A 23,378-nucleotide genomic window follows, 5' to 3' on the forward strand; every position below is an offset into this window, starting at 1 on the left:
CGCGCTTACGAGCCTTAACTCGGTTGAGGCTGTTGAGGTGAGATATTCACCAAGCTAATATCAACCGAAACCAGATGCGGTTTTAGATATGAACTTCTACCATAACGCTTTTTAGCCGCGCGATATTAGCTTAGCCCCAGTGCCTTTTTCACACCTATTCCATAGTCTGGATGTACTTGCTCAAACAGCGCTATCTGACGGCGTTGAATCTCTTCTGGCACCTGCGAAAGTTCCCCAGCAATACGGGTAAACATGCGCTGATGTTCTTCTTCGCTCAACAGGTTAAATAAGGCCCGTGGCTGACTAAAATAGTCATCGTCATCGCGGTGATTCCAGTGATCCGCCGCACCGGTCAGCGTCAACGGTGGCTCGCTAAAATCAGGCTGCTCCTGGAATAAACCGAAGCTGTTCGGCTCATAGGTGGCGGTATTGCTGCTGTTTCCGTCCACGCGCATTGCGCCATCACGATGATAGTTGTGGAACGGGCATTTGGCGCCGTTAACCGGAATCTGATGGTGATTAACGCCTAAACGGTAACGATGCGCATCGCCGTAGGAGAACAGGCGACCTTGCAGCATTTTGTCTGGAGAGAAGCTAATGCCCGGAACCACGTTGGCCGGGTTGAACGCCGCTTGCTCCACTTCAGAGAAATAGTTCTCTGGGTTACGGTTCAGTTCGAAATATCCGACGTCAATCAGCGGATAGTCACCGTGTGGCCAAACTTTGGTTAAATCGAACGGATTGTACGGAACTTCCGAGGCTTCGTGCTCCGGCATAATCTGCACTTGCAGAGTCCAACGAGGGAAATCACCGCGCTCAATGGCTTCGTACAAATCGCGCTGAGAACTTTCCCGATCGGAACCGATCAGTTTTTCCGCTTCATCATCCATCAGGTTTTCAATGCCCTGCTGGCAACGGAAATGGAATTTCACCCAATAACGCTCGTTCTGATTGTTGATAAAGCTAAAGGTGTGGCTGCCGAAACCGTGCATATGACGGTAGGATTTTGGTAGGCCGCGATCGCTGAAATCGATAGTTAACTGGTGAAGTGATTCAGGAAGCTGAGAGAAGAAATCCCATTTGTAGGTTGGGTTACGCAAGTTGGTTCGCGGATCGCGTTTGACCACATGGTTCAAATCCGGGAATTTCAACGGGTCGCGCAGATAAAACACCGGCGTATCGTTGCCCACTAAGTCCCAGTTACCTTCTTCGGTATAAAACTTCATGGCAAAACCGCGAATATCCCGCTCTGCGTCAGCAGCGCCGCGTTCACCGGCTACCGTTGAAAAACGCACGAACATATCGGTTTTCTTACCGATCTGAGAGAAAATCTTAGCGCGAGTATACTTGGTTATATCGTGAGTAACGGTAAAGGTACCGTAAGCGCCAGAGCCTTTGGCGTGCATCCGGCGCTCAGGGATCACTTCCCGATCAAAGTGAGCTAATTTCTCAAGAAACCAGACATCTTGCAGTAACATCGGGCCGCGAGGGCCTGCGGTCACCACGTTATTGTTGTCGACAACGGGTGCGCCTGCTGCCGTAGTTAGTCCTTTCTTTTTGCTCATCATGTTCTCCAGTATCGCTGTTGAATTGACTGCGGGTGTTGAAATGAGTCTGAGTGAGAGACTCTGTTAAAAATTGGACTTATTGCCAGATGACAAAGAATGACTTTAGCGAATCGCCGCTGACTGTTCTTTGATCCCCCCACTAGTTGTAGCTGTATAGGTCACCTTCGGCAAATAGATATAGGTTATCGCTGGGATTAAATCTACGGCGGAACGATTCATCGCATTTAGTTACAATCATATGAAATGATGAGTTATTTATTCGGTTTTTTCTGGCTTGTTATGGGAAGCTTTTCGGTTAAACTCATGGCGGGAAAGCTCTGTCGGCAAGTTGCGCGGCAGATAATTGAATAATAACGAGAGATTATATGAGAAAGACACTTATTGCCTGTGCAGCAAGTTTGCTGTTTGTAGCAGGTTCAGCCAGCGCGATCAGCGTCACCGCAGAAGCAGGACGTCATTACACTAACCTCGGTGTCGGTATGGGCACCAACAGCGGCGGCCTGGCTGTGAGCGGTAACTGGGCGCGTAGCGACCACGACGGTGACATGGGCAGCTTAGGTCTGGGCTTCAACCTGCCAATTGGCCCATTGATGGCGACCATTGGCGGTAAAGGTATCTATATGGCACCTGAAGACGGTAAAAACGGCGGCGCAATTGCCGTTGGCGGCGGGTTGAGCTATCCGATAACCAAATCATTCACTTTATACGGTGAAGGTTATGTAGCGCCAGAATCCCTGACCAGTGGGATGAAATCCTACACCGAAGCGAACGCCGGTGTGCGTTGGAGCGTGATTCGCCCGTTGACGGTAGATGTTGGTTATCGTTACATCAATATGGAAGGGAAAGAAGGCCGTCGGGATAACCGTCTGGCGGATGGCATGTATATCGGTGCCGGTCTAAACTTCTGATTTCATGCGTTGAAAACAAAACGGGCGCTGGGTGTGATACCCGCGCCCATTTTTTTATGTAGAGATACTCGGTTTCTATGTGGAGATACTAGGTATAAAACCTGTTATTTCAGTGTATTAACCCACTGCGGGTAATACCCCGGCGACAATACCGACCTGAATCGCAATCACGGTTACACCGCAGGTAAATACCAGTGCCAGAGCTGGTTTACCGCCCCAAACACGATAGTTTTTACCCTGATGCATCTGGCGCGCTTTCCAGGCCAGTAACGAAGGCAAAATCAGCGCCAGCACCGATAGGGCAACGGCGGCAAAGCCCAGCGCCATGACAAATCCGCGTGGGTAAAACAGGGCGAACAGCAGCGGTGGTAGGAAGGTTATTACGCCGGTTTGCAGTCGACCGCGCACCGTATTACGACGCTTAAATAAATCTGCCAGATAATCGAATAACCCTAAGGCTACGCCGAGGAATGAGGTCGCCAGCGCCAGGTCGGCAAACAGGTGTACCGCCAGTTCAACGTGTGGTGAGGCGACGACTTCACGCACGGCCTGTAATAAACCGTTCAGACCGGCCTGCTGCGCCAGAATACCGACAAAGGTATGAGAAGAAATCGCGCCCAGCGTCGCTAATTGCCAGAAAATATAAGCGATTAATGGAATGGCGCTGCCGATGATAAACACCCAGCGCAGTTTGCGAATATTACCGCCCATATAATTGACGATACTTGGTACGCTGCCGTGGAAGCCGAAAGAGGTGAAAATCACCGGAATGGCAGACAGCGCCAGCCCTTGCTCCAAGGGTAAGGTCAGCAGGTTGGCTTTTTCCACGTGCGGCATCATTAATGCCAGCATTACCACGAGGAAAATAATTTTCGCGCTGAATAAAATTCGGTTAAATAAATCGACTGAATGGGTGCCAATGCACACAACTCCACCGGCTATCAACGTGAATAGCAGTACGCCGAGATAGGTCGGGAAGCTCTGCTCTGTCCATTGGCTGATACTGGTTGCCAAAAGCTCACCGGCGCCGCTGATATAGGCAGAGGTCAAGGCGTACATCAAAAACATCATGCTAAAGCCGGTTAACCACTGACCACGGCTGCCTAGATAGCGTTTGGCCAAAGTGCCCAGACCGGTATCAGCCGCTTCGTGTTGATATACTTCAACCAATAATAATGCGGTGTAGCACATCAATAGCCAAAGGGAGACCAGAAGGGTCAAGGTTACGCTGAAACCCACGCCAGCGGCAGCAAGCGGCATCGCCAGCATCCCTGCACCAATTGTGGTTCCCGCCACGATAAAAATACTGCCAAGAGTGCGATTCTTCACGCTTTCCTCTGCTAACCGACATTTTATTGAAATTATTGAGTGCAGCAGAGTAGATGATCCCATTAATTCTGTCAAATCGACGTTACAACTGATGTAAAATTATGTTTACACTCGGTTGTTGTTTGATTTATCAGGTTTTATTTTAAAGTTGTTGCGGGCGCGGTGGAAAGAGTAGAAAAGATTGTGTTTCACCGAGGCTGTTCTTAAAGTGTGAGTAAGGGAATTTGCGGAGAGAAAAATGCTGAGAATTGAGATGTTAAGCACCGGCGATGAAGTATTGCACGGGCAAATCGTGGACACCAACGCCGCCTGGTTGGCGGACTATCTGTTTACTCAAGGATTGCCGATGAGCAGCCGGGAAACGGTAGGTGACGATTTGGAAGCGCTCATCGCCGTACTGCTAGAACGCAGCCATGTAGCCGATGTTCTGATCGTCAACGGCGGGTTGGGGCCGACCAGCGACGATTTAAGCGCGATGGCGGCAGCACGAGCCTGCGGGGTGGAACTGATCGAACATCCACAGTGGATTGCCCGTATGGAAGCGTTTTTCGCCGAGCGCGGAAGAGTGATGTCCGCCACTAATCGCAAACAGGCACACATACCGGCCAACGCTGAAATGCTGGATAACCCCGTGGGAACTGCCTGCGGTTTTGCGTTCCAACTGAATAAATGTCAGATGTTTTTCACTCCGGGCGTGCCTTCTGAATTCAAAGTGATGGTGGAGCAGCAGATTGTGCCGCGTTTACGGGAAAGTTTTCCGCAGATTGCGCCACCGCTTTGTTTACGTATGACCACTTTTGGCCGTTCGGAAAGCGATTTGGCGATGGAGCTAGACCCGCTGCCGCTGCCGGAAGGCGCGGTGCTAGGTTATCGTTCTTCCGCCCCTATTATTGAGCTGAAACTGACCGGCCCGGCTTCACAGCGTTCGGCGATGGAAGAAGTCTGGCAGCAGGTGCGTCAGGTGGCCGGTGAAAGCCTGATTTATGAAGGCACAGAGGGATTACCCGCGTTGGTTGCCGGGCAGTTGAATCAGCGCGGATTAACGCTGGCGCTCAGTGAGCAATTTACCGGCGGGCTGATCAATTTACAGCTACAAAGCGTGCAGGCACCTTTAGCCGGTGGGGAATTGCTGCCGTTATCCTGTGTGGAAACTTTGCCTGAGCTTGCCGCCCGCGCTCAGTCGTTGGCTGCCCTGTGCGGTGCGCCGTTGGTATTGGCGGTTAGCGCAATGAAAGGTGAAAATCTTAGCGTAGCCTTACATACGCCAAACGGTACTTTCGGACAGACGGTTCGCTCTCAGGCCAGCCGTCACGGGTTAAGAATTCGACAGGAAACGAGCGCGATGCTCGGCCTGGAAATGCTGCGTCGCTGGCTGGCAGGAGGCAAAGTCTGCGGTCAGCACGGCTGGCTGACGGTGATTGAAATGCTGTGATATCACGGCGCAAATAAAAAAGCAGACAGTGCCATCACTCTGTCTGCTTTTTATCTATTTCGTCGATTTTTATTGCCGCCGCGGATTATTTTTCCTGCGCGCTGTGTACTTCTTTACTGGCTTCCCACAGACGATATTTCACTTCCACGCCTTGAGGCACGTATACCACGATTGGCAGGCGGCTGTTATAACGCTGCATGGTATTGTTACCCAGATTGGCGGTAACAAATGCCGGATGTTTAGCGCTTTCTGGACAGGCCATCTGGGTTGATAAAACTCCGGAGATTTCATTCATTACCAGATAGTCGTAACCCCAGCCATCCAGAGTATGGGATTCTAACTTGCCGCCCAACATATGGTGGTTACAGTCAATTTCCAGATTTTTGCCAATCAACAATTCAACTTTAAAGCGATCTTCATCTGGCCGCTGCGGCAGATAAATAACCTGGCGGCTCATACCTGTTTCAGCGGCTGGGAAGGGCGCGATTTTTTCCAGCGGCTGCTGTTCTGGTGCCGTATTGTCTGCGGCGATAGCTCCGGCGGAGGCGGCAAGCAGTAAACCGGCGATCAGGGAAAATGTTTTATTCATATTGATTTCTCCTTGCGATTAATGCCGATAATTTTAACACAAAAGTATCATAAGGTTAGTATATGCAATTGGCTATAATCATATTATTCATAGATGATTATAGCCCTGATTTTTTGTTAAAATGCTGAATATAATTTTACAATGCTCGTTTTATAAAATGAAAAACTAAATTTTGTCTTATTATACCTCCTCATAGTACAAGGTATGTATGTGCCCAATGATTCCAAGGGTACGTGATTCCATATTTCTATTCATTATTGTTAATGAATGAATATTTTTTATATATTGATTTACTGTAATTGTAATAAGGAGAGGCTATGAATGTTGGTATGACATCAGGCGTTTATCAGATTAATAATTCAATGGAAAACGTCGCTGAAATTAAACGTGGTTCTCAGTTCACTCATTCGTTGGCTAAACTTTTAACTAAAGTAAAAAATGTCTACATTTCACTTGTTACCTCGGTGAGGTCATCAGCAGTATCGAAAGGGGAAGATAAAACTTCCCCTGAAGTGAAATCAGAAGGACGGTTACAAAAATTGCTAACCGGAATTAAACAATTATTTGGCTCTTTATCCACATCCTTTAATATCGACAAATCAAAATCATCAGCAGCGAGTTTTACGTTACACAGTCTATTTGATATTAAGGAGGTAGAGCGCGGCGATGGGATTGAAAAACTTTGTAAAAAAATAAAAGAGACTGCAAAGCATGAAGATATTCTTACTATGTTTAGGACGTCACCGTCGAGCGATGATGCACAAGAAATAAAACAAAAAAGGTTTGGCTTCGAACAATTTTGTTCAAGTCAGAATTGTACTCCTGAGGTTTTGTCCTCAATTTTCAAAAAAGAGATGAGTCATCTTTTGCCTAAATTAGATAATAATGATTTTAAGCGTCTTCCTGATATTCATCCCGAAAATAAACAAACGCTTGATGATTGCAAAAACGCGGTACGGAATGTCTTGATAGAGAAAATTAATCAGATGCCTGCGGATAAAATAAAACTTGTGGTTATGATGCTCAATACGCTAGCAGAAGTTAAAAAAGTGGCAATAGATAAAGAGGACCATACTCTAAGAGACATCAATGGACTTAACCGCTATGTGATTCCCCATTTGATTGGTGATGATCTTGAATCTCGCTATTTAGAAAAAATACCCGGTACCAATAAGATGATGAAAGATGATATTGAAGCTAAGTTAACTACGCCATTTAATCACTGGCAACATCTATCTATAGCGCAATCTGGTTACGTACAGGTATTTAACTGAGATAAAAGTTGGGTGGTGATATGTTTAATAAAAAACCGCGCTAGGGGCGCGGTCATCAGTAGTTTACTTTGTTTTATCTGTCTGCCTGAAAAAGTGCGTTGCAGACTAAATTTCCAGCTCAATATCACCCACCGGTTGGCAGCAGCAGGGGAGAATTTCCCCGTCTTGTACAAAGGCCAGCGGTTGCTGGGCGTAGCAAACTTCGCCTTTTAGCAAACGGATACGACAAGAACCGCAATAGCCCGAGCGGCATTGGTATTCGACCTGAATCTGATGCTGCTCCAGCACTTCCAACAGGTTGGATTCATTATCGGGATAGGGCAACTGCGTACCTGAAGTACGCAGATTGATAATAGATTTTTCCATGCAATTAAAGCTGGAAATCACTCAAATCGTCGGCGCTGACTTCGGAATCAATCTGACCGACCAGATAGGAGCTAACTTCCACTTCCTGCGGGGCAACCTGCACGTTGTCTGACACTAACCAGGAGTTAATCCATGGAATCGGGTTGGTGCGGGTTTTAAACGGAATGCCTAAACCTACGGCCTGCATACGGATATTGGTGATGTATTCCACGTATTGGCACAGAATATCTTTATTCAGGCCGATCATCGAACCGTCGCGGAACAGGTATTCTGCCCATTCTTTTTCTTGCTGCGCGGCTAGTACGAATAGGTCGTAACACTGTTGCTGACATTCTTCGGCAATTTCAGCCATTTCCGGATCGTCTGCACCGGAGCGCATCAGGTTAAGAATATGTTGAGTGCCGGTCAGATGCAGAGCTTCGTCGCGGGCAATCATTTTGATGATCTTGGCATTGCCTTCCATCAGTTCGCGCTCGGCGAAGGCGAAAGAACAGGCGAAGCTAACGTAGAAGCGAATCGCTTCCAGCGCATTGACGCTCATCAGGCACAGATACAGCTGCTTTTTCAGCTCGCGCAGGTTAACGACCACGGTTTTACCGTTGACCTGATGGGTGCCTTCCCCCAGTAAATGGTAATAGCTGGTCATTTCAATCAGATCATCGTAATAAGCCGAAATATCTTTAGCGCGTTTCAGAATTTCTTCATTTGTCACGATATCGTCAAATACCACCGCCGGATCGTTCACGATATTGCGAATAATATGGGTGTAAGAACGAGAGTGAATCGTTTCCGAGAACGACCAGGTTTCTACCCAGGTTTCCAGTTCAGGAATGGAAATCAGCGGCAATAAAGCCACGTTCGGGCTACGACCTTGAATGGAATCCAGCAGCGTTTGATATTTCAGATTGCTGATAAAAATGTGTTTTTCGTGTTCCGGCAACGCGTTGTAATCGATGCGATCGCGGGAAACGTCAATTTCTTCAGGGCGCCAGAAGAAAGAAAGTTGCTTTTCAATCAGCTTCTCGAAAATTGGGTGTTTCTGTTGGTCGAAACGTGCCACGTTAACGGACTGACCAAGAAACATGGGTTCGAGTAACTGGTTGTTTTTGTTCTGAGAAAAAGTGGTATAGGCCATGATGTCCTCGAGGATATCGCAAAAGGCAAAAAGAAATGGCCCTCAGGATGACTCGATTTTTGCGCGGCCGAAACGGCAGGGCGCAAAATGATCAACCGCCAGCCAATCGCTGAATGGATTGTCCGGCGGGAGGGCCTTAACTAAAAATCAAATCTTACACGCACCGCCTTCGCAGTCGTCGTCTCCGGGCTGACCCTGAATGTCTTCCTGCACATCGTCAGCCCCGTCGCGGGTGTTTTGATAATACAGTGTCTTCACACCAAATTTATAGGTGGTCAGCAGGTCTTTTAGCAATTGCTTCATCGGCACTTTGCCTGATGGGAAACGGGCCGGATCGTAATTGGTATTAGCTGAAATGGCCTGATCGACGAATTTCTGCATTAAACCGACCAATTGCAGGTAGCCATCGTTATTTGGCATTTCCCACAGCAGTTCGTAAGCCTCTTTCAGGCGTTCATACTCAGGAACAACCTGACGCAAAATACCGTCTTTCGAGGCTTTGATACTGACATAGCCGCGCGGTGGCTCAATACCGTTGGTGGCATTGGAGATCTGCGAAGAAGTTTCTGATGGCATCAGGGCAGACAGCGTGGAGTTACGCAGGCCGAATTCCTGAATATCTTTACGCAGCGTTTCCCAATCGTAGTGCAGTGGCTCATCGCTGATCGCGTCCAAATCTTTCTTATAGGTATCGATCGGCAGAATACCTTGAGAATAAGTGGTTTCGTTAAACCACTGGCATGCGCCTTGCTCACGCGCTAACTGATTAGACGCTTTCAGCAGGTAATACTGAATGGCTTCAAAGGTACGGTGAGTCAGGTTATTTGCGCTGCCATCGGAGTAACGCACGCCGTTTTTCGCCAGATAGTAAGCGTAGTTAATCACGCCGACGCCCAGAGTACGACGACCCATAGCGCCACGGCGAGCCGCTTCGATCGGGTAATCCTGATAGTCCAACAAGGCATCCAGCGCGCGAACGGCCAGAATAGCCAGGTCTTCTAATTCATCCAGGCTATCAATTGCGCCGAGGTTGAAGGCAGACAGCGTACAAAGCGCAATTTCACCGTTCGGATCGTTGATGTCGTTCAGCGGTTTGGTCGGCAGCGCGATTTCCAGGCACAGGTTGGACTGGCGTACCGGCGCAATCTTCGGATCAAACGGGCTGTGGGTGTTGCAATGGTCAACGTTCTGAATGTAGATGCGGCCAGTTGATGCACGTTCCTGCATCATCAGGGAGAACAGTTCCACCGCTTTGACGCGTTGCTGACGGATGCTGCTGTCCTGCTCGTACTGGGTATACAGACGTTCGAATGCTTCCTGATCGGCGAAGAAGGCGTCATACAGCCCCGGTACGTCGGACGGGCTGAATAAAGTGATGTCGCCGCCTTGCAGCAGACGTTGATACATCAGCTTGTTGATTTGTACGCCGTAATCCATGTGGCGAACGCGGTTTCCTTCCACCCCACGGTTATTTTTCAACACCAGCAGGCTTTCAACTTCCAGATGCCACATCGGGTAGAACAGGGTGGCTGCGCCGCCGCGAACGCCGCCCTGCGAGCAGGATTTCACCGCGGTCTGGAAATGCTTGTAGAACGGAATACAGCCGGTGTGGAAAGCTTCGCCGCCGCGAATTGGGCTACCCAGCGCACGGATACGACCGGCGTTGATACCGATACCGGCGCGTTGAGAAACGTATTTCACAATGGCGCTAGAAGTGGCGTTGATAGAATCCAGGCTGTCGCCGCACTCGATCAGTACGCAAGAGCTGAACTGACGGGTAGGAGTACGTACGCCGGACATAATCGGCGTCGGCAGTGAAATCTTGAAGGTGGACACTGCATCATAGAAACGCTTGATGTAATCCATGCGGGTATCACGCGGGTAGCCGGAGAACAGGCAGGCCGCAACCAGGATATACAGGAATTGGGCGCTTTCGTAGATTTCACCGGTAACGCGGTTCTGTACCAGATATTTCCCTTCCAACTGCTTAACCGCAGCGTAGGAGAAGTTCATATCGCGCCAGTGGTCAATAAAACCGTCCATCTGCTCGAAGTCTTCAGCGGTGTAGTCTTCCAGCAGATGCTTATCGTATTTGCCCATGTCGACCATTTTGCTGACGTGGTCAAACAGTTTTGGCGGCTCAAACTGGCCGTAGGCTTTTTTACGCAGATGGAAAATCGCTAGACGCGCGGCCAGATATTGGTAATCCGGTGCGTCACGGGAGATCAAATCCGCTGCGGCTTTGATAATAGTTTCATGGATATCGGCGGTTTTGATGCCATCATAAAACTGGATGTGAGAACGTAATTCTACTTGAGATACTGAGACGTTATGTAAACCTTCCGCGGCCCAGTCGATGACTCGGTGGATTTTATCAAGGTTGATGCGCTCTTTGCTGCCATCGCGTTTAGTAACAAGTAGACTTTGGTTCATGTGTTCTTGACCTTTTTTCCCCTGTTCAGCCTACATAAAACACAAGTCTATGCTCTCCTTGATTGCAGTAATCATTGAGGGCAGTAGTGCATTGTTCAGTATGTAAACACTATATGTGGGGGTAGTATGTTGGTGAGATAACAAGATAGTGAGAAACGACGATTTTAGCAAGTGAACAAAACCGACGAATTGTGTGGATAACTTGGGGGTGAAATGTTACCAACGGCTTACAACCTGCGTCAGCACTGGAGATCTTGCTCCCTCAGTCTGGGGGATAAGATTTTACCGAAAATCTTAAAAATTTGATTGTTTGACGCTTTATTAAACGTTAGAAAAAAACGCGATAAGGTCTCTGTTTTAATGTCAAAAAAAGCGGCTTGGATCGCATTTTTCTGTTGACGGCGCATAAATCAACGTATTTCGGATAGAAGCTGATCAATCTGATAAAAATTCGGGCGACGCGCAGTTGGCCGCCATCGCCCTTAAAGCTATGAACTATTCAACGCTACCCATTAAGACTCTCTTGATCCCTTTGGGTGTGCAGCATGTAGTTGACGTCTACGTTGCGACCGAGCTTAAAGTGATCGGTCAGAGGATTATAATGCAGGCCAATAATTTGCTTTTCTCGTAGCGGAGTTTGGTCGATCCAACCGATCAATTCTGACGGACGAATGAATTTTTTCGAGTCGTGAGTGCCTTTCGGTACCATTTTCAAAATGTATTCAGCGCCAACTACCGCCATCAGCCAGGATTTGGTATTGCGGTTAATGGTAGAGAAGAATACGTGGCCGCCGGGTTTAACCAAACGGGCGCAGGCGCGAATCACCGAAGCCGGATCTGGAACGTGCTCAAGCATCTCCATGCAGGTCACTACATCGTACTGCTGCGGATGCGCTTCAGCGTGAGACTCGACGGTTTCTTGTACGTAATCGAGCTTGACGCCGGTTTCCAAGGCGTGCAAACGAGCCACTTGCAGCGGCTCGGTGCCCATATCCAGCCCGGTGACTACTGCGCCTTCCCGCGCCATACTTTCCGCCAAAATGCCGCCGCCGCAGCCGACATCCAGAACTTTCTTACCGAAAATACCGTCTGCGCGTTGCAAAATATAGTTCAGTCGCAACGGATTTATCCGATGAAGGGGTTTGAATTCACCTTCTAAATCCCACCAACGGGAGGCGACGGCCTCGAACTTGGCGATCTCGCTTTCATCAACGTTAGGGCGGTTTGCTGGGGTTTCTGCACGCATGGCTGAATATCACTCCTCTATCTCTTTGCGCGGATTATACATGCTCCCCGCAGATTGGCGCAGTTTTGTATCGTCAGCCTAAGTTTCATCGGAAGCTTGTGGAACAGGAATTCGAGGATAAACTTGGCATATTCACGTCTGTAGTTTCCCCAAAATCTGCGGTTTGTGATATAGTTTCGTACCTTTGAATCCGGTAATTAGTAGAGGGATAGCGGCTCAATGAGCGACCTTGCCAGAGAAATAACACCGGTCAACATCGAAGAAGAGTTGAAAAACTCCTATTTGGATTATGCGATGTCCGTGATTGTGGGACGTGCGCTACCAGATGTTCGAGATGGATTGAAGCCGGTACACCGTCGCGTTCTGTTTGCGATGAATGTACTGGGTAACGACTGGAATAAACCATACAAAAAATCGGCCCGTGTAGTTGGGGACGTTATCGGTAAATATCACCCGCATGGTGACAGCGCGGTCTACGACACAATTGTGCGTATGGCTCAGCCGTTCTCACTGCGCTATATGCTGGTGGATGGGCAGGGCAACTTCGGTTCCGTTGACGGCGACTCCGCCGCGGCGATGCGTTATACCGAAGTGCGCATGTCAAAAATTGCTCACGAACTGCTGTCGGATCTGGAAAAAGATACCGTCGATTACGTGCCTAACTACGATGGCACCGAGCAGATTCCTGCCGTCATGCCAACTCGCATACCGAACCTGCTGGTCAACGGCGCGTCGGGTATTGCCGTCGGTATGGCAACCAACATTCCGCCGCATAACCTTTCTGAGGTTATCGATGGCTGTCTGGCGTATATCGAAGATGAAAACATCACCATTGAAGGGTTGATGGAACACATCCCAGGGCCAGATTTCCCAACGGGCGCCATTATCAATGGTCGCCGTGGTATTGAAGAAGCTTATCGTACTGGCCGTGGCAAAGTGTATGTCCGCGCCCGTGCTGAAGTGGAAGCTGATGCTAAAACCGGTCGCGAAACCATCATTGTTCACGAGATTCCGTATCAGGTGAACAAAGCGCGGCTGATTGAAAAAATCGCCGAGCTGGTGAAAGAGAAACGCGTCGAAGGCATTAGTGCGCTGCGCGACGAGTCTGATAAAGACGGTATGCGCATCGTTATCGAAGTGAAACGCGACGCGGTTGGGGAAGTGGTTCTTAACAACCTGTATTCTCTGACTCAATTGCAGGTCACTTTCGGTATGAACATGGTTGCCTTGTCTCAGGGCCAGCCAAAATTACTGAATCTGAAAGATATTCTGGTGGCATTCGTGCGTCACCGCCGCGAAGTGGTTACACGCCGGACTATCTTTGAACTGCGTAAAGCCCGCGACCGTGCTCATATCCTGGAAGCGCTGGCGATTGCACTGGCTAACATCGATCCGATTATCGAACTGATTCGCCGTGCGGCAACGCCTGCCGAAGCAAAAGCCGGTTTAATTGCCAATCCGTGGGAACTGGGTAACGTTGCTTCCATGCTGGAACGTGCTGGCGATGATGCTGCGCGCCCGGAATGGTTGGAACCAGAGTTTGGTATCCGCGACGGCAAATATTACCTCACCGAGCAACAGGCTCAGGCGATTCTGGATCTGCGTTTGCAGAAACTGACCGGTCTGGAGCATGAGAAACTGCTGGATGAGTATAAAGAACTGCTGACTTTGATCGCTGAGCTGATCTTTATTCTGGAAAACCCAGAGCGCTTGATGGAAGTGATTCGCGAAGAATTAGTGGCGATCAAAGAACAGTACAGTGACGCACGTCGCACTGAAATTACCGCTAATACTTCCGATATCAACATCGAAGACCTGATCAGTCAGGAAGACGTGGTTGTGACGCTATCCCATCAGGGTTACGTCAAATACCAGCCGCTTTCTGATTACGAAGCGCAGCGTCGCGGCGGTAAAGGTAAATCAGCAGCCCGTATCAAAGAAGAAGACTTCATCGATCGCCTGCTGGTTGCCAATACCCACGACACTATTCTGTGCTTCTCCAGCCGTGGTCGTCTGTACTGGATGAAGGTGTACCAATTGCCAGAAGCCAGCCGCGGTGCTCGTGGTCGCCCAATCGTTAACCTGCTGCCGTTAGAGCCGAATGAGCGTATTACCGCTATTCTGCCGGTGCGGGAATACGAAGAAGGGCGTCACGTCTTTATGGCAACCGCCAGCGGTACCGTGAAGAAAACTGCGCTGACCGAATTCAGCCGCCCTCGCAGCGCCGGCATTATTGCCGTCAATCTGAACGAAGGCGATGAGCTGATCGGCGTCGATCTGACCGATGGTAGCAACGAAGTCATGTTGTTCTCCACCGAAGGTAAAGTGGTTCGTTTCCCAGAAGAACAGGTTCGTTCGATGGGTCGAACCGCGACCGGCGTGCGCGGGATTAACCTGAATGGCGATGACCGCGTCGTGTCACTGATTATCCCTCGGGGTGACGGTGAGATTCTGACGGTGACAGAGAACGGCTACGGTAAACGTACTGCGGTAGAAGAATATCCTACCAAGTCTCGTGCAACGCAGGGCGTTATCTCCATCAAAGTCAGTGAGCGTAATGGTAAAGTGGTCGGTGCGGTTCAGGTTGCGCCAACTGACCAAATCATGATGATCACCGATGCCGGTACTTTGGTGCGTACTCGCGTTTCAGAAGTCAGCATTGTGGGCCGTAATACCCAGGGTGTGACGCTGATTCGTACTGCTGAAGACGAGCACGTTGTCGGCCTGCAACGAGTTGCAGAGCCAGAAGACGACGATGAGGATGAAGCACTTGAAGGTGAAGAAGGCAGCGCAGAGAACTCTGAGCTGCCAGCAGCACCGGAAGATGATGCCACCGACGCGCCGGAAGACGACAACGCATAATGTTAAAACAGGTGCGGAAAATCGCGCCTGTTATTGACTGCTGTGATGAAAAGACAAGCCAGCCTCAGTGCTGGCTTTTTTATGTGTTATCGGTAGTGTATTCTGTTAGCAGAACTGCCCATCCGGCAACGTTTTCACCATGGTATCCGATTGAAATATCTTTCTTCTTTTCGAACAACGCTAAAAATATCCCGCTATTTATTCCGGGTACTTGCCGTTATGCTGTGGTCGCTAGGCGCACTGCTGACCACCTTCTATATCCTGAATATTCTGAATGAGAAAAAATCGGATATTCGTCAGGAATATAATACCAATTTCGAACAGGCGCAGAATTACATCCGGCATTCTGCTGATATTATCCGTGATATCAGATATATGGCGGAAAATCGCCTCAGCGAGCTCAGTAATTCCGTCGAGATACGCAGCAATGGCATGGCGCATAAAGCCGGTGAGCCAAAATATTATCCGCTTAATGTCAACGCTGAATGTGGCGATCTGCGTTCTTCGTACCATTCTTCGCTGGAATCGCTGAGCGATCTGATTCTGTACTGGAAAGAGAACTTTGCCGCTGCGTACGACCTTAACCGGATCTTTTTCGTTGGCGCTGAAAGCCGCTGTCTGGTTGATTTCAATATACGTAATACGCCGTTGGATCAGAAAAACCTGCTTTCCGCTCTGCATGAACATATGCAGAAATATATGGATGCGAAAAATCAGGATAAAGACAACACTCTGTATTTTGTGGTGCCCGGCGCGCGCTCAGATACCGGTTATCTTTATGTGCTAACGCCGGTGTTTATTGGCAATAAGCTGGAAGCGTTGATTGGTACTGAGCAGACGATTCGTCTGGAGGACTTTATCTCAGCGGGAACCTTGCCGATTGGCGTTACTTTGCTCGATCAGAATAATGAGCCGGTGCTTCGTCTGGCTACCGGCGAACGCTATGCCTCTATGCTGGATGAATATCCGGACTCACCCTCCTATTTTGGCTATGCAGATGATTATAACGACCTGATCCTAAAGAAGAATTTACTGCCTTCATCGCTTAGCATTGCTTATTCATTGCCGGTGAAAACCGTGGTTGAACGTTTTAAGATGTTGATTTTTAACGCGCTGCTACTCAATGCTTTGTCTGCGGTTGTGATTTTTACTTTAGCCTGGGTATTTGAACGCAAAATGTTCCGCCCGGCAGAAAATAACGCTTCGCAGCTGGAAGAACACGAGCAATTTAACCGGAAAATCGTAGCTTCCGCGCCGGTGGGGATCAGCATTTTGCGGCTCAGCGATGGGACTAATATCCTGAGTAATGAGTTGGCTCATAACTATATTAATTTGCTGACCAACGAAGACCGGGAACGCATTACGCGAATTATCTGCGATCAGCAGGCTAATTTTGTCGATGTGATGACCAGTAATAACAATAATTTGCAAATCAGCTTCGTCCATTCCCGCTATCGTAATGAAGACGTGGCGATCTGTGTACTGGTGGACGTCAGTTCGCGGGTCAAAATGGAAGAGTCGTTACAGGAAATGGCCGCCGCCGCCGAGCAGGCTAGCCAGTCCAAGTCCATGTTTTTGGCTACGGTTAGCCACGAATTGCGCACGCCGCTGTATGGCATTATCGGCAACTTGGATTTACTACAAACCAAGGAGCTGCCGCCGGGCGTGGACCGCTTGGTCACGGCGATGAATAACTCTTCCGGTTTACTGCTGAAAATCATCAGCGATATTTTGGATTTCTCCAAAATCGAGTCAGAACAGCTAAAAATCGAGCCTCAGCCCTTCTCCTGCGTGGAAGTGATTACTCATATTACTGCGAACTATTTGCCGCTGGTGGTGAAAAAACGGCTTGGCCTGTACTGCTTTATTGAGCCTAACGTTCCGGTCATGATGAACGGCGATCCGGTGCGTTTACAGCAGGTCATATCCAACTTATTGAATAACGCCATTAAATTCACCGATACCGGCTGCATTATTGTGCAGGTCAGGCTGCACGGTCTGTATTTGGAATTCCGCGTACAGGATACCGGCGTTGGTATTAATGCGAAAGAAATCAATCAGTTATTTGACCCCTTCTTTCAGGTCGGTACTGGCGTACAGCGCCACTTCCAGGGAACGGGGTTGGGGCTGGCGATCTGCGAAAAGCTGATCAATATGATGGATGGCGATGTTGAGGTGAATTCCGAACCGGGTATCGGCAGCGTATTTTCAATCCGAATTCCGCTATATAACGCGACGTTACCGACGCCTCCGACTGGCAAATGCTGGAAGGGGAAGACTTTGCTGATGGAAGTGCGGAACGCCCGCCTCGAATCTTATCTGACCAGCCTGTTTTGCAGTTACGGCGCAGATATTCAGCGTTACAACGGTCAGGCAACCCGTGGGGATGAGGTGCTGATTACCGATTACATTCCGCAAGTCGCCACGCCGCTGTTGGCGCGAATTCATTTTTCTATCGAACATATAGGTTTACCGCAGGAAACCCGGCCAGGCTACTGGGTGGTCAGCACTTCAACGCTGCTGGAAGCCGTTCCTCTGTTGCATCGAATTTTGCTGGATGTATCGATTATGACGTCCACGCCGCTGCAATTACCGGTGCCGGATAAAGATAATCAGGTAGATAATAGCGATATGCGTATTCTGGTGGTAGATGACCATCCGATAAACCGTCGTTTATTAGCTGACCAGCTAACGTCCTTAGGTTATCAGGTGCTTACGGCTAATGACGGCATTGATGCATTGACGGTATTGGGTAGCAATCCTATTGATATCGTGTTGACAGATGTCAATATGCCAAATATGGATGGTTATCGCCTGACCCAATGTTTGCGCGAACAGGAGCTGCATTTCCCAGTGATTGGTGTAACGGCTAATGCGCTGGCGGAAGAGAAGCAACGCTGTCTGGATGCGGGAATGGATGACTGTCTGTCTAAGCCGGTGACGCTGGATACGCTGCGACAAATGCTTAATCACTACAGTGAAAAGGTGCGGCAGGGGCGGTGAGTGGATTTGAAATAATAAACCCGACGCGAGAAAGCCGGGTTTATTGGTAGGAAAACCGCTTTATTACCCTTTATATTACTCTTTATCAACCTGGCTGATGCTGACGGAAGACAGGTAATTTAGCAGGGCAATATCGTTATCCACACCCAGTTTCAGCATGGCTGATTTTTTCTGGCTACTGATGGTTTTGATGCTGCGGTTCAGTTTCCGGGCGATCTCTGTCACCAGGAAGCCTTCGGCAAACAGGCGCAACACTTCGCTTTCTTTTGGAGAAAGACGTTTGTCGCCGTAGCCGTTAGCGCTGATTTTTTCCAACAGTTTAGCCACGCTTTCCGGGGTGAATTTTTTCCCTTTCTGCAATGCGGCCAAGGCTTTGGGTAAATCGGTCGGCGCACCTTGTTTGAGCACAATCCCATCGATATCCAGATCCAAAACGGTGCTGAGAATCGCCGGGTTATTATTCATGGTCAAAACAATAATGGCCAGATGCGGAAAATGACGCTTGATATATTTGATCAACGTAATCCCGTCACCGTACTTGTCTCCAGGCATGGAGAGGTCGGTAATCAGAACGTTGGCATCAAGTTTTGACAAGCTGTTTATCAGTGCAGTGGAGTCTTCAAACTCACCGACTACATTTACCCATTCAATTTGTTCTAGTGATTTCCGAATGCCAAACAAAACGATTGGATGGTCATCTGCAATAATTACATTAAGGTTGTTCATGTTATGGGTTACCTTGCTGCAACAGCCTACTGACGAACGAATCAATCTGGCTGATGCTAGTTTCGATCTTCAACTGATCGCCGTTTGCGATATGCTGTTCTAATGTTTCACACAGTTGCTTGCCGAGAACCAGATTCAACATAGCAAACACGCCTTTCAATCGGTGCGCGGTCTGCGAGAGCGATATAAAATCACGTTGCTGGGCCTCAGTATACAGTTTCTTCAAATCTACCGGTACTGTCTCAACAAACAGCGCATAATAGTCACTAGATTTTAACTGTTGCTCATATCCGGAAATATCATCCTCGACAGGGTTTTCTTCCGCTGTTTCCACGCTATGAGCGGACTCATAGGAAGAAATCTGCTGCTCTATCAGTAACAGAATGGCGTCTATCACCGCGCTGCCAAGGTTGTAGTTAACCCGAATATAGTTCTGTTGCAACTGTTGTAAACCCGGCTCGTCTGAAGTCAGTAAGAGGGTATAAGGCGCATAGTTTTGCGGGTTATCCGTTAACATTACGTCATACTCCCTGCCCGGCAGACGATCGTCTGCAATAATACAATTTGCACCGAACGCATTCAGTAGCGTAGTCACGATGGATTTCACTTCATCTGAAGTAATATCCAGCATCACGGTTACGCCATCTAGTAATTTCTCCTCTTCATCTTCTTGATTTTCGTGCAATCCCATAGCAACGCGGACGGTGTAACGGGTACCGATGTCCACTTTACTGCGGATTTCCAGCTGCCCGTTCATTTTTTTGCATAACTGATTGCACAAAAAGAACGTCAGACCAGAGCCCTGACTATAGCGATCAACCAGCGTTTGGCTTAGGAACGGATAGCTGAGATTACTGATTTCTTCGTCTGAAATACCGGCACCGGTATCCACAATCTGAATAGTCAGTAACTCTGGATGCTCAGGTTCATGTTTCACCGTTAAGGTAATTTTACCGTAGCTGGTGGTCACAATGGCATAGTTCAGCAACAACGCTAGCACTTTACGCAATGCACGTTCATCACCGATATAGGTTTTGTCTACATCTGCCAAATAATGGTTGAATAAACTCAATCCTTTTCGGTTTATGGACGGCAAAGCTTGCAGCAATAGCTCATCGATCAGTCTGGATAGCGAGAAATTCTGCTGTTCCGGTTGCCAATCCTGCGTTTCCAGACGGGTGAGCAGAGTGATGTTATCGATGAGCGTTAGCACGCTATCTGAATGCTGAACCAACTCGTTGACTAGAGACTCACGTAACTCTGGATCGGTGTCCGGATGCTGTAGCAACCGGTGCGCTAGCTGATTTAACATGCTAACCGGTTGATTCAGCTCGATGCCCAGATTATGCAACATCAGCTTCCGCGCCTGTAGATTCTTATCGTATTCGCGCCGCGCCATTTGCAGTTTTTTGTTCACCAGTACTTCTTTATCCTGATCGTGCAGCAGGAAAAGGTAAGTTTTTGGGGATAATCGACTGCGGAACATTCGTATTTCATATACTTCGTTGTTAACCGTTCCCTGAATGACCCCGTGATGCTGTTCTGCCATATGGGCAATTTTTTGCAAATTAAGATGAGGCAGCAAGTGCTCGGCAATTTTGTTGCTGGCCACCAGCTTACTGGTCGCAAAGTTATATACCAGTAATCCTAAAGGCAGGCTGGCAATAATTTCCTGATTCAGAGACTTCTGTGCTTCCAATTGCTCGGCCATATCTTCACCGGGGCGAACATACTGATGGCGAATCAAATAGATGCACAGCAGCGTCAGGCCGAATAAGAACAGATTAGTTAAGATCAGCCAGGAATTATTGCGCGCCAGATCGAGGGCCAGACCGGTCAAGGGAACGCGATACACTACTTTGAGCGAGGCATTGGCCAGCGGAGCGGCAAACTCCAGCCATGAACCGTTAATGGCTACCGAGGCGGTAGCCAAATCTTCCGGAGCCATCCCGCCATCGCCAATTGGCGTGTTGTCCGGCTGGAGCAGGAAGCTGGAGCGCGCCATATTGACTGGAATCAGATCGTTAATCGGCAAATCAAAGGCGATAACCGTCGCCAGATGGCCGGGATGGTTGAAGGTGGTTCTGAGCGTAAAATAATAGGCATTTTGAAAACGCTGTTTACGTAACGGAGAAAAACTTTCCCGCTCATCCAGCGTATTGGCCTGTTGCAGCATTTCCGCCCGGCGAGACTCAGCGGACGCTGTCAGGTAGGTTTCCTTAAAGCGGGTGGTGAGCTCTTTTAGCGACTGAGTCGTAATCAGAATCAGGCTGTTATCCTGCCCGTTCAGGTAGTACATGGAAAAGGTGTCGCTCTGTGAACCCCAGCGGCTATCCAGATAGTTTGACATACGCAAAGTCATGCCCAGCGTGGCTCTATCATGATTACCGAAAATCACCGCATCAGTTTTAGCTCTGGGTTTTTCAATGAAATAAACATCAGGCCGCAGGCGGGTTTCTTCTACACCCGCGGGTAGCACCTCATCGGCATCATTGTAGGCGGGATTGGTCGCCAACTCGTAAATCTGATAGGTATTGTAGCGATAATCATCAATACGCTGCTGCAAGCTGGTAGCGATATTATTCAGAGCAAACTTTTTTTCTGCCAGATATGCGTTGGTATAGTTGTAGCCGTAGAGACCCACGGCGATCAGCAATAGCAGGATAAACAGCCAAAAACAGCGGGCGATATTGGTCAGGCTAAGAGGTAACGAATTATTTTGCATAGGGATAACGCTGATTCCTTGATTAACGCGTTACTGTCCGGGCGCTGGCCGTTACGCTGAGTAACAGAACCGCTACGCACCCGAAGGCAAAGGGCAAACTACTGAGCTGTGCGATAAAACCTATCAGCGCAGGACCTGCCAGAATACCGGCGTAGCCAATGGTTGTCATTGAGGCAATGGCTAAATTCGTTGGCATAACCCGCTGATTGCCCGCAGCGGTAAACAGAATCGGTACCACGTTCGAAGCCCCCAACCCGACCAGCATAAAACCAGCCATAGTTGCCGTAGGATTATCAAAGCTGATAGCAATAATAAAACCGGCGGCGGCAAATAGGCTACCGCCCAATAATACGGCATAGCGGCCTAGTTTATTCACGATACGATCGCCGTTCAAACGCCCCATCGTCATAGCGATGGCAAAAATAGCGTAGCCCATGCCGGCCTGAGAAGGTTCGATACCGCGTAAGCTAGTGAGAAACAATGCGCTCCAGTCCAACATTGAACCTTCAGCCAAAAACATCACGAAACACAGGAAACCGAGAAACATCACCCAGCCTTTAGGGCGTACAAACAGCGGGCCATCGTGTGGTTCTCCGCTGCCTGCCAGCAGGTTTCTGTTCGCCATCGCCAGCAAGGCAATAATGACTATTACGGTAATCAACACCGCGACTAAAGGAGAGAGACCTAGCCACAGTAGCGCACTGACTCCGCCAGCACCGGCGATACCGCCAACGCTGAACAGGCCGTGGAATCCTGACATCATGGCGCGACCGCTGGCCTTTTCGACAATCACCGCCTGAATATTCATTGCTACATCAATTACCCCGATAGCAGCCCCAAATAGCAGCAATGCCACGGCCATGCTGATGGGAGTATCCATCAGTACCAGCAGCGGTAAATCCAGACACAAAAGGGCACCGGCAATCAAAATAACCCGGCGACAGCCCCATTTCGCCGTCATTACGCCGGTCAACGGCATAGCCAGCAGGGATCCAACGCCAATACACAGTAGCAGTAACCCTAATGACGCATCATTAAGAGCAATTCTGGCTTTGGCGAAGGGGACTAGCGGCGCCCAGGCGGCCATTGCCAAACCGGCAATAAAAAAGGCCAGGCGGGTAGCGATCTGTTGAGGAACGCCGGGCAGTTCGTGTTGTTGCTCTATTTGGGTGCTCATGTTGATTTTGGCTTGTCGTGAGGGTGAATAACTAAAATTGAGACTTGTTTCTATCACAAAGCGAAATCCGGGTCGAAGATATTCACGGCTTCGGACGGATTAATCGTGGGTTAGCGTGCTGGGTTGATAAGGTCTGGGTCGTTTCATTGGGGGTAATTCAGCCTGTTATTATTTTCTCTGGATTTTTTAATGATTAAAAAAATTTAATAATATGGTTTGGCGGTGATTCTTCCAGTGATTATCTATTTTTATCATATAAAAAAATTCATACACATCGTCAGGGACAAAAAAACCATAAAACAACGATAGGTCAATTGGCGAACTGCTTGATTAAATGTAAAGCCATTGCAATTAGTTAGTTAACTTTTTGTCACCCCGAATGACCCTTTAAGGTTCGCCCCGTCATTGATTCCCCTACTTTTTATCATGATTAGTATTCACTCAAATAATGAAAATATTTTTGTACAAGCGTTGAAATATCTACTTATATCTAAGTATTAGCTTTTGAAGTAACTACGCAAAATTTTAACAAAATAAATGTATTTATCGTGCCTTGGTTCATTTTTACGTTGTCATCAACACCGAAAACAAGCTTAAACCCAGAT

At 48.6% G+C, this 23,378-nt stretch carries 15 protein-coding genes; 5 read left to right on the plus strand and 10 right to left on the minus strand.

Features of this window, described 5'->3' with window-relative positions:
- Positions 1-125: 125 nt before the first annotated feature.
- A complete protein-coding gene (gene katA, locus PL78_RS16865; protein ID WP_064517295.1) occupies positions 126-1,565 on the minus strand; it encodes a catalase KatA in 1,440 nt (479 codons plus the stop codon).
- A gap of 368 nt (positions 1,566-1,933) precedes the next feature.
- Here katA and PL78_RS16870 point away from each other — a divergent pair, with 368 nt between their 5' ends.
- On the plus strand, positions 1,934-2,476 hold the full coding sequence (locus PL78_RS16870) for a YfaZ family outer membrane protein (protein WP_064517297.1): 543 nt from the start codon (positions 1,934-1,936) through the stop codon (positions 2,474-2,476).
- A gap of 117 nt (positions 2,477-2,593) precedes the next feature.
- Here PL78_RS16870 and tyrP read toward each other — a convergent pair whose 3' ends face one another.
- Positions 2,594-3,805 (minus strand): tyrosine transporter TyrP, encoded by a 1,212-nt coding sequence (tyrP, locus tag PL78_RS16875; protein ID WP_064517300.1) that lies wholly within the window; start codon positions 3,803-3,805, stop codon positions 2,594-2,596.
- Positions 3,806-4,043: 238 nt separating this feature from the next.
- Between tyrP and PL78_RS16880 the strand changes: the two genes are divergently transcribed.
- Positions 4,044-5,237 (plus strand): nicotinamide mononucleotide deamidase-related protein YfaY, encoded by a 1,194-nt coding sequence (locus tag PL78_RS16880; protein ID WP_064517303.1) that lies wholly within the window; start codon positions 4,044-4,046, stop codon positions 5,235-5,237.
- An 85-nt stretch (positions 5,238-5,322) separates the two neighbouring features.
- Here the strand turns inward: PL78_RS16880 and eco are convergent, their stop codons facing one another.
- A complete protein-coding gene (gene eco / locus PL78_RS16885) occupies positions 5,323-5,826 on the minus strand; it encodes a serine protease inhibitor ecotin (protein ID WP_064517306.1) in 504 nt (167 codons plus the stop codon).
- A 317-nt stretch (positions 5,827-6,143) separates the two neighbouring features.
- On the opposite strand from eco, the gene PL78_RS16890 reads away from it, so the two are divergent.
- Positions 6,144-7,100, plus strand: coding sequence for a hypothetical protein (locus PL78_RS16890; protein ID WP_064517308.1), 957 nt, complete (start codon positions 6,144-6,146; stop codon positions 7,098-7,100).
- A 105-nt stretch (positions 7,101-7,205) separates the two neighbouring features.
- On the opposite strand, the gene yfaE is transcribed toward PL78_RS16890, so the two are convergent.
- The 4 genes from yfaE to ubiG form a co-directional block, all read right to left on the minus strand.
- Positions 7,206-7,466, minus strand: a complete 261-nt coding sequence (gene yfaE / locus PL78_RS16895) for a class I ribonucleotide reductase maintenance protein YfaE (protein ID WP_064517309.1) — start codon at positions 7,464-7,466, stop codon at positions 7,206-7,208.
- Between the two features lie 4 nt (positions 7,467-7,470).
- Positions 7,471-8,601, minus strand: coding sequence for a class Ia ribonucleoside-diphosphate reductase subunit beta (nrdB, locus tag PL78_RS16900; RefSeq protein WP_049597061.1), 1,131 nt, complete (start codon positions 8,599-8,601; stop codon positions 7,471-7,473).
- 147 nt (positions 8,602-8,748) lie between these two features.
- Entirely contained in the window at positions 8,749-11,034 is a 2,286-nt protein-coding gene (gene nrdA / locus PL78_RS16905) for a class 1a ribonucleoside-diphosphate reductase subunit alpha (protein WP_064517312.1), read from the minus strand.
- A gap of 505 nt (positions 11,035-11,539) precedes the next feature.
- Positions 11,540-12,280 carry a bifunctional 2-polyprenyl-6-hydroxyphenol methylase/3-demethylubiquinol 3-O-methyltransferase UbiG gene (gene ubiG / locus PL78_RS16910; RefSeq protein WP_064517315.1) on the minus strand — a complete coding sequence of 247 codons (741 nt, stop codon included), beginning with the start codon at positions 12,278-12,280 and terminating at the stop codon, positions 11,540-11,542.
- Positions 12,281-12,499: 219 nt separating this feature from the next.
- Between ubiG and gyrA the strand changes: the two genes are divergently transcribed.
- Together gyrA and rcsC are read left to right on the plus strand one after the other, a co-directional pair.
- A complete protein-coding gene (gyrA, locus tag PL78_RS16915; protein ID WP_064517318.1) occupies positions 12,500-15,142 on the plus strand; it encodes a DNA topoisomerase (ATP-hydrolyzing) subunit A in 2,643 nt (880 codons plus the stop codon).
- Between the two features lie 150 nt (positions 15,143-15,292).
- Positions 15,293-18,145 carry a two-component system sensor histidine kinase RcsC gene (gene rcsC / locus PL78_RS16920; RefSeq protein ID WP_064517320.1) on the plus strand — a complete coding sequence of 951 codons (2,853 nt, stop codon included), beginning with the start codon at positions 15,293-15,295 and terminating at the stop codon, positions 18,143-18,145.
- Positions 18,146-18,220: 75 nt separating this feature from the next.
- Here the strand turns inward: rcsC and rcsB are convergent, their stop codons facing one another.
- The 3 genes from rcsB to PL78_RS16935 are packed head-to-tail and all read right to left on the minus strand — an operon-like array spanning position 18,221 to position 22,773.
- On the minus strand, positions 18,221-18,871 hold the full coding sequence (rcsB, locus tag PL78_RS16925) for a response regulator transcription factor RcsB (RefSeq protein ID WP_064517323.1): 651 nt from the start codon (positions 18,869-18,871) through the stop codon (positions 18,221-18,223).
- Between the two features lies 1 nt (position 18,872).
- On the minus strand, positions 18,873-21,596 hold the full coding sequence (rcsD, locus tag PL78_RS16930; protein WP_064517325.1) for a phosphotransferase RcsD: 2,724 nt from the start codon (positions 21,594-21,596) through the stop codon (positions 18,873-18,875).
- A 22-nt stretch (positions 21,597-21,618) separates the two neighbouring features.
- A complete protein-coding gene (locus tag PL78_RS16935; protein WP_064517327.1) occupies positions 21,619-22,773 on the minus strand; it encodes an MFS transporter in 1,155 nt (384 codons plus the stop codon).
- Positions 22,774-23,378 lie beyond the last annotated feature (605 nt).

This window comes from Yersinia entomophaga (assembly GCF_001656035.1).
Taxonomy (GTDB): domain Bacteria; phylum Pseudomonadota; class Gammaproteobacteria; order Enterobacterales; family Enterobacteriaceae; genus Yersinia; species Yersinia entomophaga.